Origin of the sequence: Lachnoanaerobaculum sp. Marseille-Q4761, assembly GCF_017565785.1 — a bacterium.
In the GTDB taxonomy this organism is placed as follows: domain Bacteria; phylum Bacillota; class Clostridia; order Lachnospirales; family Lachnospiraceae; genus Lachnoanaerobaculum.
On record NZ_JAGEKB010000003.1, the window covers coordinates 733,730 to 751,145 of the forward strand.

General features: G+C 31.8%; 15 protein-coding genes and 3 pseudogenes. 2 read left to right on the forward strand and 16 right to left on the reverse strand.

What is annotated here, in order from left to right; translation table 11 throughout:
* Nucleotides 1–96 precede the first annotated feature (96 nt).
* The 8 genes from J4O15_RS14540 to J4O15_RS14575 all read right to left on the reverse strand — a co-directional run bounded on the left by J4O15_RS14540 (nt 97) and on the right by J4O15_RS14575 (nt 7,755).
* Nucleotides 97–327 carry a DUF6870 family protein gene (locus J4O15_RS14540; protein WP_208101269.1) on the reverse strand — a complete coding sequence of 77 codons (231 nt, stop codon included), beginning with the start codon at nt 325–327 and terminating at the stop codon, nt 97–99.
* 469 nt (nt 328–796) lie between these two features.
* Entirely contained in the window at nt 797–2,089 is a 1,293-nt protein-coding gene (locus J4O15_RS14545; protein WP_208101270.1) for an IS110 family transposase, read from the reverse strand.
* 662 nt (nt 2,090–2,751) lie between these two features.
* Entirely contained in the window at nt 2,752–3,141 is a 390-nt protein-coding gene (locus tag J4O15_RS14550; protein ID WP_208101271.1) for a sigma-70 family RNA polymerase sigma factor, read from the reverse strand.
* Nucleotides 3,142–3,529: 388 nt separating this feature from the next.
* The gene (locus tag J4O15_RS14555; protein ID WP_243762084.1) at nt 3,530–5,068 is read right to left on the reverse strand and encodes a S8 family serine peptidase; all 1,539 of its coding nucleotides are present in this window, start codon (nt 5,066–5,068) and stop codon (nt 3,530–3,532) included.
* A 183-nt stretch (nt 5,069–5,251) separates the two neighbouring features.
* Complete coding sequence (locus tag J4O15_RS14560; RefSeq protein WP_208101272.1) at nt 5,252–5,437, reverse strand: CLI_3235 family bacteriocin precursor; 186 nt, start codon at nt 5,435–5,437, stop codon at nt 5,252–5,254.
* Nucleotides 5,438–5,627: 190 nt separating this feature from the next.
* Complete coding sequence (locus J4O15_RS14565; RefSeq protein ID WP_208101273.1) at nt 5,628–7,031, reverse strand: M56 family metallopeptidase; 1,404 nt, start codon at nt 7,029–7,031, stop codon at nt 5,628–5,630.
* A 10-nt stretch (nt 7,032–7,041) separates the two neighbouring features.
* Complete coding sequence (locus tag J4O15_RS14570; protein WP_208101274.1) at nt 7,042–7,401, reverse strand: BlaI/MecI/CopY family transcriptional regulator; 360 nt, start codon at nt 7,399–7,401, stop codon at nt 7,042–7,044.
* A gap of 72 nt (nt 7,402–7,473) precedes the next feature.
* On the reverse strand, nt 7,474–7,755 hold the full coding sequence (locus J4O15_RS14575) for a hypothetical protein (RefSeq protein WP_208101275.1): 282 nt from the start codon (nt 7,753–7,755) through the stop codon (nt 7,474–7,476).
* A gap of 267 nt (nt 7,756–8,022) precedes the next feature.
* Here J4O15_RS14575 and J4O15_RS16480 point away from each other — a divergent pair.
* Nucleotides 8,023–9,198, forward strand: a pseudogene (locus tag J4O15_RS16480) (IS110 family transposase).
* Between the two features lie 613 nt (nt 9,199–9,811).
* On the opposite strand, the gene J4O15_RS14585 reads toward J4O15_RS16480, so the two are convergent.
* The 8 genes and pseudogenes from J4O15_RS14585 to J4O15_RS16580 form a co-directional block, all read right to left on the reverse strand.
* Nucleotides 9,812–10,888, reverse strand: a complete 1,077-nt coding sequence (locus J4O15_RS14585) for a hypothetical protein (RefSeq protein WP_208101276.1) — start codon at nt 10,886–10,888, stop codon at nt 9,812–9,814.
* On the reverse strand, nt 10,889–12,289 hold the full coding sequence (ccpM, locus tag J4O15_RS14590; RefSeq protein WP_208101277.1) for a Cys-rich peptide radical SAM maturase CcpM: 1,401 nt from the start codon (nt 12,287–12,289) through the stop codon (nt 10,889–10,891).
* A 183-nt stretch (nt 12,290–12,472) separates the two neighbouring features.
* Nucleotides 12,473–14,164, reverse strand: coding sequence for an ABC transporter ATP-binding protein (locus J4O15_RS14595; protein WP_208101278.1), 1,692 nt, complete (start codon nt 14,162–14,164; stop codon nt 12,473–12,475).
* Nucleotides 14,165–14,387: 223 nt separating this feature from the next.
* A complete protein-coding gene (locus tag J4O15_RS14600; protein ID WP_208101279.1) occupies nt 14,388–15,656 on the reverse strand; it encodes an IS630 family transposase in 1,269 nt (422 codons plus the stop codon).
* Nucleotides 15,657–15,776: 120 nt separating this feature from the next.
* Nucleotides 15,777–15,965 (reverse strand): hypothetical protein, encoded by a 189-nt coding sequence (locus J4O15_RS16565; protein ID WP_330638851.1) that lies wholly within the window; start codon nt 15,963–15,965, stop codon nt 15,777–15,779.
* Between the two features lie 9 nt (nt 15,966–15,974).
* Nucleotides 15,975–16,127 (reverse strand): annotated as a pseudogene (locus J4O15_RS16570) (transposase); the annotation flags it as partial.
* Nucleotides 16,115–16,435 carry a hypothetical protein gene (locus J4O15_RS16575; protein WP_330638852.1) on the reverse strand — a complete coding sequence of 107 codons (321 nt, stop codon included), beginning with the start codon at nt 16,433–16,435 and terminating at the stop codon, nt 16,115–16,117. The gene J4O15_RS16575 and the pseudogene J4O15_RS16570, both read right to left, overlap by 13 nt.
* 81 nt (nt 16,436–16,516) lie before the next feature.
* A complete protein-coding gene (locus J4O15_RS16580; RefSeq protein ID WP_330638853.1) occupies nt 16,517–16,777 on the reverse strand; it encodes a hypothetical protein in 261 nt (86 codons plus the stop codon).
* A 92-nt stretch (nt 16,778–16,869) separates the two neighbouring features.
* On the opposite strand from J4O15_RS16580, the pseudogene J4O15_RS14610 reads away from it, so the two are divergent.
* A pseudogene (locus J4O15_RS14610) lies at nt 16,870–17,415 on the forward strand (IS1634 family transposase); the annotation flags it as partial.
* Nucleotide 17,416: the final 1 nt, after the last annotated feature.

The following is a 17,416-nucleotide window of genomic DNA, read 5'->3' on the forward strand; positions in this document are numbered from 1 at the left end:
AACTTGGAGTCATTTCAGCACATATTTAGTTGTATCCCTATTTATTAAGCATTATACCACATTCATATAAAAAAGTCTGCCCCTTTTATCATATTTTTAATCTAATAGCATTGCTTTCTTTTTTAGATATGACAGAAAACAATCCTCTAAGGATCTTCCATTTTCTGCATAAGTGCATTTTACAAGCACATTTCCTATATTCATAAAATACATGGAAATAGGATCTATTCTTTTATTATTCTTTATATCTTCAATATCAGGTACGATTTTTCTATCTATATCTTCCACTGACATATTCTTATATCTTATTAATTCTTCTATGTTCATTTAGAAAACTCCTCATATAATCAAGTATTTTTTGTTGAAAATTCAAGGTTTTTTGACCTTGTCTGTCTCAGTAAATAAGCCAGAGTTATGAACATTTCGGTGTATCTGGTACTGAAATAGCGGTAAAAGGGTACACGAAATAAAACGTCATTGTTTTTCGCTTTACTGGCCTTGTGTATACCCATCCCTCTATGGCAGCTAACCTCCTATATCCACCAGGATCATCTCTGTCTCCAGAGGTCCTAACTTCCTTCGTCCTGCCTGCCCATAACCAGGATGTCAGCTATGCTCCTTTACGGGGTCATGCCCCATGGTTACAATTCCTGCCGACTACCGGCTCATTCTTTGTATTGTTGATTACTGACTCGCTTCCTGTACCAGCACTTTGATCAGTGGACGTTATCTGCTACATTCTGCTTTGTTTAGTGACCTCCCATAGGACGGCCGCTGTATTGATTACATTGTACGCTTATGCTACCTGCAGATATACTGCCGGTCTCTTTATATCACCAACCAGCTTTTTGGGATCATAGTCCACACCCTTGGTCAGCATTGCAAAGAAGACACGGAGCAGCTTTGCCGCCACAGCCATCAGCGACTGCATCTTCTTTAATGGATTCAGCTTTCTGGTTGTATAGTATGAGTGGAGTTCCCTGAATTCCGGATTCTTTGACACAAGAGACATTGCAACCTCGAAGAGCAGATATCTTAGTCTCTTTCGACCTCGTCTGCTTATTGTTGTCTCACCCTTATGTTTACCCGAACTATTCTCAACCAATGCTAAACCTGCAAGTTTCTGCAGTTCTTTGGGGTTATTGAAGCGGCTTATATCGCCCACTTCAGCCAGGAATCCCGACACCGTCTTGATTCCTACTCCCTTAATTTCCAACAGCTTTTCAGCCATTGGAATCTTTTTTACCAGCTCTTCAATCAGAGCTACTACTTCCTGAAGACGAGTATTTCTGGACTCATAATCCTCCAGCAGCATACGGATTTCCATCCTTGCAGATATTTCACCTTCTTTGCTTCCAACACTGTGCTCAGCAGCTTCTATCAGGGTCTTTGCCCTCGCTTTCCCAACTGCTCTCACCTTCGCATCTCGCCAGATTTGGTTCACACCATCGATACCCAACGTCAGGATATCTTCCGGAAGTGGCGCCACCTTAAGAATCAGCATTCCGCTTTTAGCATTCGGATGCCCGTACACTGTTTTGTATTCAGGAAAATATATATTGAACCAACGACTGATCCTGTTCTGAATTCTTGTAAGCTCCGCTTGTAACTGAAATCTCATGTTAGATGCAGTTCTAAGATCTGCATAAACACCGTCTGGTAGGTATGGGATCATGTAACGTCCCTCTCTAACTAGTCCTGCTATGACTTTCGGATCCTTACGATCATTCTTTGTCGGATTGTTATCGTCGAGTTCTTTTGATTTCTTTACATGATGAGGATTCACAAGAACCGGCTTCATCTCATTGTCCTGAAGGAACTTACCAAGATTAAACCAGTAGTGGCCGGTAGGCTCCATTCCGGGAACCACCTTGTCCTTACCATGCTTTTCTTTGATGTCCAGAACCCATGCCTTAAACGTCACGAATCCGGCCTTATCATTACTAAACTTGAATGGTTTCTTAGAATACTCGATTCCTCGGTAATCAAAAGCTCTGGCATAATGCGTTTCACTTCCGACATCGATTCCGAGCACCAAAGTAGTTTCTGTAATTGCTTTAATTTTTGCATTTTGTGTGTTAGACTTCATTGTAGATACCTCTCTGTTTGATAAGATTTACCAACCTGCCAGTCAGTAGTCTTATTTTACTCTGAGGTATTTTCAATTTTCAACGTCCACCATTTAAATTATACAGGAAGCTCCTTTCATTGTTGTTTTCTTTAAGTAAGTTTTTTGACATTAACAGGTGTCTTGGCTGACAACATAGGAATTTCACCTCCGCCCCTTTTCAAGATGAGCCGGCGTCAACTGTAGATGTATCATTATCCCCATTTATATCTTCGCACATAGGCTGCCACGCCTATGTTCTACCTTGCAATTTGTCGCTCACTTTCTTCTATCCTTTGCTTTACAAGTATTCATTTAAACCGAGATTTTTTAAGATAAAAATTTCCCTCTTAATATTTTTTCTCAGCAGAAAGGTCTTGGCGTTTTAAGATAGGCTGCTCCATAAATGGTTAACGTCCTGTTTTGGTCTATGAAGTTGTCAAAGAACAATACTCTTATATTTCAAAAAATATATTTAATTTTTCCAAGGTAAAATTCTCCCTCTATATATAAACCTTACTTTTCGGACTACTTTTAACACTTTTTTTGAAAAAATTTTTATTTTTTTATTTTTTCTCTCTTTTAAACAACAAAGAAGGCGAGAAAAATTTACTTCCCGCCTTCCATTATTACTTGCTAAGAAATTATGAGAGCATCTCTCTTAGTTTCTTCAGGATCCTATCCCTAATCCTACTTATCTTCATTAAGTTGGTATCCTGCTCTTTTGCAACATCTTTTAATGTTTTTTCTTCAAAGTATATAGAGTATATTACCTCTTTTTCTTTGTCATTGAGTTTATCCAATGCTTTGTATAAATCTTCCATTCGCATCTTCATCTCAACAATCTTTTCAATATCTATACTTTCGTCAGCAATATCTCCTGAATCGGCATATTCCTCAAGACTGTATACCCTATTCTTTCTATCCAGTCTTTGTAGATATGATTCATGGTTCTTGTGCTTTTTATATTCTCTATATACTTCATCAGATACATAGATTTTCTTTCCCTCTACATAAATATATTTCTCTGCCATAGTGCAGTCCTCCTTTAATATTTTCTAACTGTTAAAAGTTTTGAAAACAAAAAAGGAGGACTTCTGCATTTTGACATGCAAAGTTCTCCAATGAGTAGTATATATATTCTTTTTTTTCTAGTATATAATTTTTCTTAACATGAGCCCTACACCTAATTCATTTCTATGAAACGCCCTAATGTTCTATTGTAATAATTTTCTATTTACATTTTATAATTAATTATGGATAATTATCATTTTATTTCTATAAAATATCCTAATAGTATTGTGATATTTTGGAATTAATATTAACGGGGAATCTTTTGCAACTCATCTATTTTACTTCATCAAGCGAAAATTTACTCTGAAAGACTTATATTCCCATAAGAAAAGTACAAATACCTTCTCCTTATCTAGGAGTGGTATCTTTATATCCAAAATAGGTTAAAATATTATCATATAATGTTTCTACTCTAATATCAAGTTCATCTAAAAAAAGTTTTTTATTTTTTTCACTCCTTAAAAAAACCTTTTTAGTATTTGATTCAATAAATAAATCTACAAATTGTAACGCATTCTCTGCAATATGTTTTTTTATACTAAAAAAACATATTGCATCAATATTTCTATTTAAAATTATTTTTTCAATTTCTATATTATCAAGAATACTTCTTCCATCACTAATATTGCCAACATATATACAGTTTGACAAAAAAAGTATCATATAGGGATCATCTGAGATTATAAGTGTATTGAAGCCTTCATCCATGAACTTATATAATAGCTTTAAAAAAAATAATCTTGAAATTTTAGAAATAAAAATTATTGGTAACTTTCCTTCAAAAACACATTTTTTTCTTAGAGACTCTTTTGCAAAAATATCATAATAATTAAATACCTTATTATTATGATAGGTGTTATAATAGTTCAAATATGCACCTTTTCCTAAAAATACATATTGAAAACTAAAATAATCATTAATATCCCGTTTCAGCAGTTCTTCACATTCACCTTCTATTTCACTTATAACAATTGTTCTATATTTTTTGCACATTTTTGAACTTACTTGTTTTAACTCTTCAACACTCTCTACATAAAGTATATCTGCAATTCTATTATAAACACCAAATCTATTCACTTCTAAAAGTTCATTATATAAATCTTTATTTTTTACAATTATTAAGCAACCTTCCATCAACCAATCCAACTCATAATAGATATTTATTTCTTCTTTACTTATTTTAATTTCGTCATAAATTTTCTTTTTTATAATCTCAATCTTATCACCTTTAATACCACCTACTGCTCTATATATATTGGCAACTAGTGCTGTCACGATCGGAGCAGAATAGCTATTATGATTTCCAATCCAAAATTTTCCTAGGTGGCTAGACTCCATTCTATAGTTAGAAAATACTTCAAAGTCTACTCCAAGAAAATTACTTGATACTTTTTCTATCTGATTTTTTTCTAATAATTTATTCGCCTTAACACAAATAACATTAGAAAATGAAGCTGGATAGGTTAATTTCAAGTTATTGTTAACAGCTGCAATAATTATTATTCCTAGATTATACAGTTCATTGACTATTCTTAAAATAATATCCCTATCATAAAACATTGTTGATCCTAAGCTCAAGTTTATTATATCAACTTTCATTTTCTTACATATTTCCAGTCCTTTGCATAACTTATCAATAGACGAAATACATTTTTCATTCAATATTTTAATTGATGAAATATAACATTCGTTATCTATTTTTTTTTGCATAATCAAAAAAGCTTTCAGTGCATGTCCTGAACCACTTGATGGAGAATTTGATATTGTCAAATCATCCAAAATTTCAAAATTTTTATACAAATGCATGTCTGAATCATCGACATTTACTCCATCATCTATAATTGCAATATGAACTCTTTGATTTATCATTAAAATTTCTCCATTCATATAATCGTCAGATTTTGAAATACATTCAATCTGAAAAAAATAATACGTCACTATTTTTCTATTTCTCAACTATCAAACTGATATTTATTATAAAACAAAAGTATTTTTCTTTAATTTATAAAAAAAGGGGAGCCATGTGGCTCCCACAAAAACCAAGGTTTTGCACCTTTCAAAAACAGCCTACTATGCATATTTTGCATTAGACAAATAGGATGACTTATCTTCGTCTCTTCCCGCACTCCTAGTTGATGCGTTGCTTCCCTGCTGACAAGCGCACTTACAAATACATCTACACCTACACACAGCAAGAAGCTCATAAGCCTCAATTGTATTTTCGAATCTACCTGCTTTCTTTAACAATTTTTTCATTGTTTTACCTCCTTTAATCAATAAATTCATATAATATGTGTAATAATATATAGCATAAGTCTTCCTTATGCATTGTAAACTACTTCCGTCTTACATACTACTATACTAGTTTCCTCAAAACTTGTCAATAGTTTTTAGTTTTTTTATATTTTTTCTAAAATATATAAAGCACTTACACATTTTACTTTTACTACTCAGTAGAATAAGAGTCATCTACACTCACATCATCCTGATTAATAGAGGTTTGATAACTTTGTTCAGAATCATCACCATTAATACTTTTTGAAAGCTTTGCTCCATTTTTTATTTCTTCCAAGTTGTCCTCATACACCTTGATTATTTTTTCAACATCCTCAACTGTCCATTTTACCCATCTCCCATCCTTTAAATACATATCTTTCGAATTTACTAACAACATTAATTTTGCTTTTTCTTCAACTATATAATCTTTGTATTCATCATAGGTCCAATACTCCACCGTTGATAAACTTTTTTTAAACTCATCTTCACTAAACCAGATATGACCATCATTTGAATATGATCCCTCCCCAAACATATTGCTTAGAAAGCTAGTTTCTGTAATATCAGTCAAAACTTTACTATTAGTTATTTTAGACATACTAAAATCATTAGCGGCAAAAGCTACCATAGTAGTCCCTATGATGAACATTAACGCTATGACTGACAACTTTGTAATTTTTTTCATCTTCATAATCGCTCTTATCCTTTCTTCTATTGCATTTTTTCCAAATCCATTGCAGAACTGTATTCTATTAGCCTTTTGTTCTTCCATATCAATCAGCAAACAAGCATAAAACTTTCTATTCTCTTGCCCTAATTTCATTAAAACAGCTTCATCACATGCCAGTTCAAGATCTCTGTTTAGAAGTAAAAACATTAACCAAACAATAGGGTTAAACCAATAAATGCCAGCTACCAACACCATCAATTCTTTAAATAAAATATCAAATCCTTTAATATGCATATATTCATGTGTCAAAACATATTCTAAGGATTTTATATCCGTTATATCAAAACTACTTGGCAATAAAATTACTGGAGTTAATATTCCATAACTTATAGGCGTATGCACCTTATCTGAAATTCTTACCGCAATTGTTCTTTTCAAAGAATGCTGGTCTTTCCAATTTCTAATGAAATCAGTATCAATTGAAATAGAATCCTTGAAACACCTTATACCTCTCAAATATATAAATATAAAAAAAAACAAACATAACAAAAGGCCCAATATCCAAATCCCTAAGAACAAATATTCATAATATTCAAAAAACGATACAAAAGAAACATCCTGATTATCTATAGCAACAAAACTTATGTTCTCAAAAACTCCACGAATATTCGACATATAGAATTCTTGCATCTGTGTAACAGCAGGTGCTATATTTTCACTTTGTATCCATGTTATCTTTTTTAAATATCCTATAATAGAAATAGGAAACAACAAACGAAACAAAGCTACTCCCCACATAAATTTAAACACTTTTTTAGGAACTCTGTACATCAATATTGCTCGTAACATAACTATAATCATAATCAAAAAAGCTGCAGAAAGATTAAAGTACAAGAAACTCATATCTTCTCTCCTATTCTAAGTTTTCCACCATTTTTTTTAATTTTTTTATCTGTTCTTTAGAAATATGTCTGTTATCAATAAGTGTTGCAAACAACTTATCAACTGAACCATCAAAAATTTTATTAATCAATTCATCGGTCTCCGCAATCTGTACTTCTTCTTTTGGGATAATAGCACGGCACATAAAATTGGGTTCTGAACGCTCAATAACCCCTTTCTTGATGCATCTTTTAATCAAAGTATACGTTGTATTCATATTCCAACCAAATTCATCCTTTAAAACTTCAGAAACATATTTTGCCGTAACATTCCCCTCTCTCCAAAGCACATTCATTACTTTAAGCTCAGAATCAAATAATTTGATATCCATCGTTCACCTTTCTTTTAAAACTTAAGACGGAAGTAGTTTGTATTTATATACTACCGCAGTCTTATGAAATTGTCAATCTGTTTTAAATGTTTTTTCATTTAATCTTGTTAATATATTTTCTAATGTCAAAACAGAATAGTCATTTTCTTGTAAAAATTCATACATAGCACACTCTTTATCTTGTTCTATCCTATCTAATAGTATTACTATTTCTGTTATGTTAATAGGACATTTATCTTCCAATAAGTTTTGTTTGAAATCAACTTCATTAATCTTAATATTGAATAAATCATATATAAGCTCTAATAAATATCCTTTATTTTTTTCGTTTATTTCAACATGTAATTTATCCATCTTGTATAATATTTTCCCTCGTATTATAAAGTAGTAGTGTTTATAGACCCTCTCCAAGGTCTGTATGCTATACTGTTGAAGATACTGTGGATTGTTTTTTCTCTCCTACCACTTGATGGTTTCAGAAAGGCTACAGCCACAGTCTCTTTGTATATTTGTTAATCAGTTAGATAACGCATGACGGTTTATTTAGAACGAGGTTACAATCGCAAGGAGTACCGGTGGTTCTATAAACAGTATCAAAATTTTACTCAAAGGAGATTTTTTATGATATACGTCGGAATTGATGTTGCCAAAGACAAACACGATTGTTTTATTACTAACTCAGATGGTGAAGTGTTATTCAAATCTTTCACCATCTCTAATAATCGTAAAGGTTTTGAAACCTTATTTCAGAAGGTACAGTCCCTATCAGATGATTTAAACAAAGTAAAAGTAGGGCTTGAAGCCACTGGACACTATAGCTACAATCTTCTGGGATATCTCTTAGATAAAGGTCTTCCAACCTATGTTATCAACCCGTTACATACCAATCTTTACAGAAAAAGTCTTAGCCTTAGAAGGACAAAAACAGATAAAGTAGATGCCCGCACAATTGCGTCTATGATCATGTCTGATGTGAACTTAAAGTCCTACTCAGACACATCTTATCACAATAATGAATTAAAGTCACTCACTCGCTATCGTTTTGATAAAGTAAAGGAACGTGCAAGACTCAAAACGTCCGTCTCCCGACTTATTTGTATCCTTTTTCCAGAATTAGAAAAGCTTGTTCCAACACTTCATATGGTATCTGTTTATGCTTTGTTGTCGGAATTCCCATCCGCTCACTCTATTGCATCTGCACATCTTACCAGACTTACCAACCTGCTCTCTGAAAGTTCAAGGAACAGATATCGAAAAGACACTGCTGTCATGCTTCGTGAAGCTGCAAAAAACTCAATTGGTTCAAATATGCCTGTAAAATCCTTGGAGCTGAAACACACAATTAAGCTCATTCAGTAATTGACTTCTGATATTGATGAAATCGAAACTGAAATCAAAGCCATTATGGACACAATCAATTCTCTGCTCCTTACAATTCCCGGTATCAGCTATCGTATGGGGGCAATGATTCTTGCAGAAATCGGGAACTTCAGACGCTTTGATTCTCCTGACAAGATACTTGCTTATGCGGGAATGTCTCCATCAACTTATCAGTCAGGACAATTAGATAACTGTTACTCCCATATGGAAAAACGTGGTTCTCGTTATCTTCGATATGCTCTTTATAATGCGACTAAATATGTCTGCCATTGGGATAAATCCTTTAGAACATATCTTGCTAAGAAGCGAGCGGAGGGCAAGCATTATAACGTTGCTTTATCGCATGCTACAAAGAAGCTTGTAAGAATCATTTATGCAATGAAAAAATCCGGTCAGGCGTACTTGCCGGCTATTTAACTTTTTCTACAAATATCTCCTTTTAGAGCACCTGCAAAGATGCTCTTATTGTCATGCAGTTTTCAAGGTACAACTATCTCTGAAGCGCATTTCTCCAATTCATTTAAAAAACTTTCATTTTAGACTTGACTTTTAATAGTTAGTCTTTCTCTTTTTTTCTCAATATATCTCAAATAATCTTTTTAGAAGTAGTACTATCAAATAAGTATGATAAATACTCACAAAAGAATATCTATAATTTGAAAATATAACCATCGTAAATCATCAAAAATTATCACAAGCCAAGCAATATCCAGAATAATTTTTGTATATTAATTTACTATTGTTCTTCTGTTCCTACTGTCTACTATCAAAAAAGAGGCATCGAATATAATAATAGTTCTATTGTATTTTTCTATCTTTATAATTAATTTAACCCATTTGATACCAACTCGTTTTTGCTCTTTTTTGATTGCAATTTTTTAAAGTTTAAATGGTGAAAAATCCACTAAAACAACATTTCATATTTAAAACAAACTTAGTTTATTTAGTAAACACCAGTTAATAGCCTCTCTTAGATATTAAAGAAACATTTTTATTAAACTTATCCTTTATTTGACTTTTTGTTTTTCCATTACAAAATTGAAAAATTAGCTTGCATACTCTGCATAATCTCTTCTGGAATTTTCACATTCCCCATCCCATATACCATATTAAATATTTTATCAAAGTGTTTTGGAAAGTTATCCTCAATAAATTGCTTGGACAGATATATCTTATCTATTTCATTTTCTTTTTCTTCATCATAATATACCATATTACCAGACATCCAAAAATAGTTTGTTTCTGCATTAAATCTATATTTACAGTTTTTTGACAATTCTTCTATAAATTCTTCATTTATATCATCCATAAAGTTTAAGCAAAGAATGTTTTCATCTATATCTAAAGCAGCAGAAACAACCTGCATGCCTTCGGCATAATTATACATCTTAAATTTATTTAATCCCAAAATGGGCTCTTCAAGATTGATTAAAATTAAGTCATAATTATCATTTTTAAGTTTTTTCATTACATATGAGTTAAACATTAAAATTTTATCTCGAAGACATATATTATTTTTAAATAAAAAATCTGGAAGCAATTTGCATCCCCAAATATTGCCTTCCATATGTGTACATAAATGCAATACCTTATATCCGTTAGCACAAAAGTACTTACTTATAGAAAAGCCTGCTTCCATATTTTCAGTTAACTCAGAGGCCGAAGTTATTGTTATGACTGGAATGCTAGATACTTGAGTTTTCTTAGGAAAAACAATATTTTCATTGATGTCATCATTTAAAAATACCACTTTTATTTCTTTCTCATTTTTAATACAATCACTATTTTTCAATCTTGTATAAAAAATTTTGTCAATAATAACTTCAATTCTTCTTTGAGCAGCCATACTAAATATTTCACTATAAACTCCCTGTGTTACAAGTGGAGACTCTCTCAGGTACAATGCATCTATATCTTTTAATCCTTCATTAATATCATCTCCAAAATATCCTGCAAAGTTTCTCTTGTATTCTTCATACCTTTTGTTCAACACAAAACCTTTCAAATGGATTAGTGAAATAATCTTCTCAGCCCCCATCACTACACTGGAGTTAACAAGACAAAATATATTTTCTATATCTAGTGGATATATCGCAATCTTTTTCATTTAATTTTCCTCCATTCCAAAAGTATACCCATATTCTTTTAAAAGAGTTATCTCTTTCAGCGTTTCCAAAGCAACTCGCTTATTGATAGTACAATTTTGACACTTTGTTTTCTTTGACGTCTCTCCATTTTTTTCTATTTCAGCAATACACATCTTGCAAAAGAATAATGCCCAACATACTTTACATTCTTCTTCTGTAATTTTCCCAATATTCATAATTGTTTTACACTTTTGAATGTTAATTCCATTTTTCAAATCTCCTATATTCATAATTTCTGATGTTTCAGAAACTCTCTCGCATGGATAAAATTTTCCATCCACTGAGACAAACAACCTTCTTACCCCAGGTATGCATGGACCACCATGATGATATGTTTCCGAAAACCCTCTAAATAAACACATTGATTTATAAGTGCTGTCAATTTCTGCTTTATTTTCCCTTATTAACTTTGAAACAACATCTGAATGCACTTTCCCCATTAAAAACAAAATAAACAACAAATAATCATACCTTCTTGCTATATGAAAATCTTCACTAAATAATACATCTATTTTAGAATTTTTACTTTCTACTATATTGGTGTGCATAATTGAATTTTTTAAAATATCTGTTTTTTCAAAGAAACTTTTAACTTTCGTATAATTATGGTTAGTGTTTAAAACAGTATTGAAACTAATCTTCTTATATAAATCAGGGTATTTGTCAAAAATATACGTTAAATTTTTAATTAAAATATCAAAAGAACCCTTTCCATCAGAAAAACACCTGTTTTTATTATGTTCATCTCGTGTTCCATCTAAGCTAACTAAAATACTAAAGTTATTTTTCTCTAAAAATTTATTTACCTCATCGTTAAATAACGTACCATTTGTTGTCATAGAAAATCTAATCCTTCTATCTCCAACTTTATTTTTTACATATCCTACCGACTTCTTTATCAATGAAAAATTTAATAATGGCTCGCCACCATAAAAACCTATAACAATTTCATCAGAATCTTGAGAATGTTGAATAAAATAGTCTATAGCCTTGAAAGCAACTTCCTCACTCATAATCTGATTTGTATGCTCTCTATTAAAATAATTGCCAGAATACACACAATAACTGCATCTTAAGTTACATTGCTGAGTAACTTGAAGTATAAGTTGCTCCATTTTACTATCTAAATAATTATCAAGTAAATTTATTGCTGGATGGTTTATTTCTCTAATTGTATTATCTAATAATAAACCCTTATCTTTATAAGGCTCTATATCCACAAAATTTTCTATACAGCCTCCTTCTTTCTCTATTTTTTCAAATTCTTTATATGATTTATCATCAATACAAATAATCTTATTTGTGCTTCTATCATACAAATATTTCTTATTCCCTAAACTAAAAGTTTTAAATACTATCATACTTCCTCCTCTTAAATCATTAGACATACCTAATATCAATGTTGCATGATTCAACAAAATAAAACAAACACTATCTGATACAAATAATGAAACTTTTGAAATTATTTTTTCACATTTTTGTAATTTTTTAGAACTAGCTGAGCTGAAAGTCCCTTGTTCTTTGTATGTTTTTTAGAAATATCATTATTCTAGCTTTTTATTTTGTATCCTTAATGCATCCCCTTGAATTTTCCCTCCTTCCAAATGTATAATTTTATTGAAAAGAGATAATCTTTCATAATCATGAACTATACTTATAATAATATCATAAGACTCATCTTTAATAATTAACTCTAAGTTCTTTTTTGAATCCAAATCCAGTTCAGAATCCGGCTCATCTAGTATAAGCATCCTGCTTTTTTTGCCAAGAGTTCGCAAAAGTGAAATTTTTTGTCTTTCTCCTCCAGAAACTTTATTCCCTATAGCACCTACTTTATGATTTATACCATTTTTAAATTTATCAACAAATAAAACCAAGTCTTTATATTTTTCGTTTATATTAGATTTACCATGCATATATATATTGTTTTTTATAGTATCATTGTACAAAAAAGGATTTTGGCTCATATAAGCTATTACCCTTCGAATTTCCTTATATGATATTTTCCTGTATGACACACCATTAATAAGAATTTCTCCTTTTGTTGGTTCTATTATTTTAGTCATCAACTTCAATATGGAAGTCTTTCCACTTCCATTTAACCCCCAAATGGCAACTCTATCTCCTTTTTTCAGCAGAAAACTTACATCATCAATTATTCTATTATTTTCTACATCATATGAAATATTTTTAAACTCAATAGTGTCTATACTTTTAATACTTATATCATCAGCATATATATCATTTTCAAAATCCAAGTCAAAAAAATCTAAATATTTCCTAATAGCAGGGATTGCTTCATTTACTTGAATAATCAGTGCCATGAAAGAATCGATCGGAGATAAAAATAGGCTCATATATGTAATAAAAGCTATTAATTGACCAACTTCAAGATTTTTGTTAATTATCATTACTCCTCCAACAAAATAAAATAAATCAATAAATATAGTTTGGCACAATCTCACACCATCATACAGTAATGACTTATTTATAAATAAATTTCTTGAAGCCCCTTTTACATCAGCCAGGCTCTCTTTGTATTCTTGAATTTTAATTTCATTTAAATCCCACATTTTTATTTCAAATATACTATTTATCTCAAAATTATCTTGCTTCCATTTTGAGAACTCAGATTGTGATTTAATCATTTTCTCTGACATCTTACTTATCCTTTTACGCAAAATAAGCACTAATAATAATTTAAATGGAACGAAGCAAAAAACATATATGGCTAATTGGGGATTAATATTATAAATTCCTATAAAATATCCTATAATCTTTGCCATCTCTAGTAAAAATTCTATTATTCCTCCCGTTAATAATTCAGCCAATTCCTCAATGTATAATAACATATCCCCTACAATTTTATTTGTACCATTCGTATTTATATAGTCCATTTTTAAACATAAAAGTCTCTCGAAAACTTCAATTTCCGAATCATTTCTAAACTCTGCAATCATATTAAATTCTATCAGCTCTACCACAAATTGCAAAATACCAACAGATATTTCTATTACAATTAAATAACTGGAATACTTGATAATACTAAATGTATTTGCCTTCAGTATTCCAAAATCAATAATTTTGCTAATAATCTGTGGGATAGCTATACATAAAAGTAATACACAAAATGATAGTATAAAAAACAAGGATATTCGTTTCTTTGATTTCCTGATAATTTTTAGCATCAACATGTAAAAATCTTCATTACACTTACTTACATATCTATTTTTCATAAATCACACCTAATTCAAAAATATAACATATTATCGTTATATATTCCTACATAAACATAGGACAACCCTATATTCTCTCTTAATTATATATAACAAACTACTCTTGTAGTGTATTATAGCATACTCTAACAATAGCAACAATGTTATTTTATAAATTTTTCAGACTTTTTATGTAGTATAACTCACGCAAATTAGAAGCCTATTTCAAATCTGCATAAGAAGCCTAATTGGAAATAGTTCTTCTCTTTCGTGAAAATGGTTTTGATGCTTTTTTGTTTTTGTTTTCTGCTGAAGCAGCTTTCGCATTTACTACTTCATAAACTATGCTATCAATATCTTCTTTGGCAAGATCAATGCTATCCATTTTGTATGTCCATTTGTAAGGCACCGGTTCTTTGTTAATTTCATCAAAGTATCTATATATTCTCTCTTTGAGTTCTTTCTTCGTTTCAACACGAATTCCACATAACATCTGTTTTGTCATTTTGCTAAAGAATCCTTCAATCATATTCAACCACGAACCATGTTTAGGCGTAAATACAAACTCAAATCGTTTAGGTATTGTATTCAAATATTCTTGTGTCTCTTTTGAAGTGTGAGCAGAGTGATTATCTAATATAATACGAATAGTGTCACCTTTTGGATACTTTTCATCAAGCTTCTGTAAAAAAAGTATAAAGTCTGAACTTTTATGTGTATCACTTATCAGTGGAATCGCTTCACCTGAAACTAAATCAATTGCTGCAAGTAGAGAAAGTGTGCCTAACCTTACATATTCATAATCCCGTTGATAACTGTTGTTTTTATCTGAATTGGGGATTGGAGAACGGTCTTCACTTGTTCCGGCTATTGCCTGTATTCCGGGTTTTTCATCATAAGACAGAGTATGCATTGTATCATTCTCAAAAGGAATAAGTTTCCCTTCCTCATCAAACTGCATTTGAACCTGTTTATAGACAACAAGAACATCATGCATCTTAGTGTCAAACTCCGGATCTCGCTTTTCGCAATAATACGACACACGAAACTGTTTAATTCTTGCATTACTTAAAATTTTTCGAAGTGTGGTCTCTGCTACCGTTGCCATACGTGGATGTCCTTGTTCTTCTGCTATTGAGTTAATGAATTTCCTGAAACTCATAGGATACCAGAATTCAGCAGAGTAGCCATATTCCTTTGGTTTCTGACAAGCTTTATTTATAACCCAAGTGATATCGTCATCCGTGATTTCCGCTTTTCTTCCACGACCTTTGCTATCATGCAAGGCGGATTCAACACCATGGTCTTTAAATTTGTTAAGGCAGCGTTGAACTACACCAATTCCAATATCCAATTTTCCTGCAATATCCATGTTAGATATACCCGCTGATTTGAGTAATAGTATCTTGGCACGTTGATAAATGCGAATTTCCAATGTACTTTGAGCCAGTAATTTATTTAAATAAGTCTTATCGTCGTCTGTTAAGAAAATAGTTTTGATTGTATTAGGCATTATTAGCACCTCCGATAGGTTAATTATACCATGGTGACGAAATACACTCAAATACTTTGTTATTTAAAGTGAATTATAGTAGTATTGCAATATCTACTGCTCTAGTATATTGAATAATTATTAACTGTTACAAACCTCATTGCCTTTAGCTCCTGCTTCAGTTGCTTCGACAACGCTGATTTCATCTATTTTGTATAACCAACGATAAACGACCGGTTCTCGATTGACTTCATCGAAGTAAAGGTAGATGCGACGCTCCAACTCTTCCTTTGATTCTACCCTGATACCTTTGAGCATCTGTTTCGTCATCTTGCTAAAGAAGCTTTCTATCATGTTAAGCCAAGACCCATGCTTAGGCTTAGGCTTAGGCGTAAACACAAATACAAATCTTCCTTCGGGGCGAGTAGCAAGGTAGTTCCTTGTCTCCTTTGATTTATGTGTTGAATGGTTGTCACATACTATGCGGATGATATCTCCTTCAGTATAACGATCATCAAACTTTTAAGTGGTTCTATAAAATCAGAACTTTTATGTGTTGTGCTAACATAAGGGATTGCTTCACCTGTTAGCAAATCTATTCCGGCGAGGAGTGATAAGGTTCCGAGACACTTATATTCAGCATCTCGCATCACATAACCGTTTTCGACCATAGAGTGAAGATCATCTCCTGTAGTGGCAATATCCTGTATTCCTGGCTTTTCGTCATAGGATACTGTATGTACCATCGGTTCATCTACTGGGATTATAAACTGACCGTTTTCATCGAACTGCATGCTCACCTGTTTATACACCAACAGTACATCATGCATCTTGGACCCAAACTCAGGATCACGTTTTTCACAGTAATACTTTATTTTGTGCTACTTTATATCAGAGTTTTTTAGTATTTTTTGAACCATGGGTTTTGTTATTGTTTTCAAACGTGGGTAACCTGCCTCGACTGCATGAGTCTGAATATGCTGATGTAGATTCTTAAGTGTCCATAGCTCCTGTGCATAACCAAAATTAGTGGAACGCTGACAAACAATATCTATTATCCAAGCAACAGCGTCATTCATGATCTCAACAGGACGACCTTGACGCTGAGCGTCAAATAATGCACTTTGGATTCCGCCATCCATATATTTTTTGATGCATAGTTGCACTGTAGAAGGACTTATATCGTATATTTGTGCAATAGTATGAATTGGAGTTCCATTACATCTGTCCAACACTGGGTGATTGTGCTAAATATATAAATGTCATAAATAAAGATAGTACAGGTAAGAACATAAAACCTATAGTGGCCTTAAATCAATCTAAGATTGATGAAGATCTTAAATATGCAGGATATAATCTTTTAGTAACATCTGAGGTGGATATGGAACCGTTACAGGTATATGAGACATACCATAGCCTATGGAAAATAGAAGAATCTTTTAGGCTCACAAAATCATACCTTGATGCAAGACCTATTTATTTACAGAAAAAAGAAACAATCTATGGTCATTTTTTGATATGCTACCTTAGCTTGTTTCTTTTAAGAGTATTAGAAATCAAGTGTTTCAAGAATAAAATAAACTCTTATGACTTGATTAACTTTATGCGTGATTTTAGGGTGGTAAATAAAGGTGATAATACATATATAAATATCTCAAGAAACCAATCCCTTAATGAAAAAATCAAAAAAATGGTTGGCTTTAGCAATCTTGATGCCCTCTACTTAACACAGGCTGAAATCGACAATTTCTTTCAAAACTGCATGCTCTTGGACACCTAGT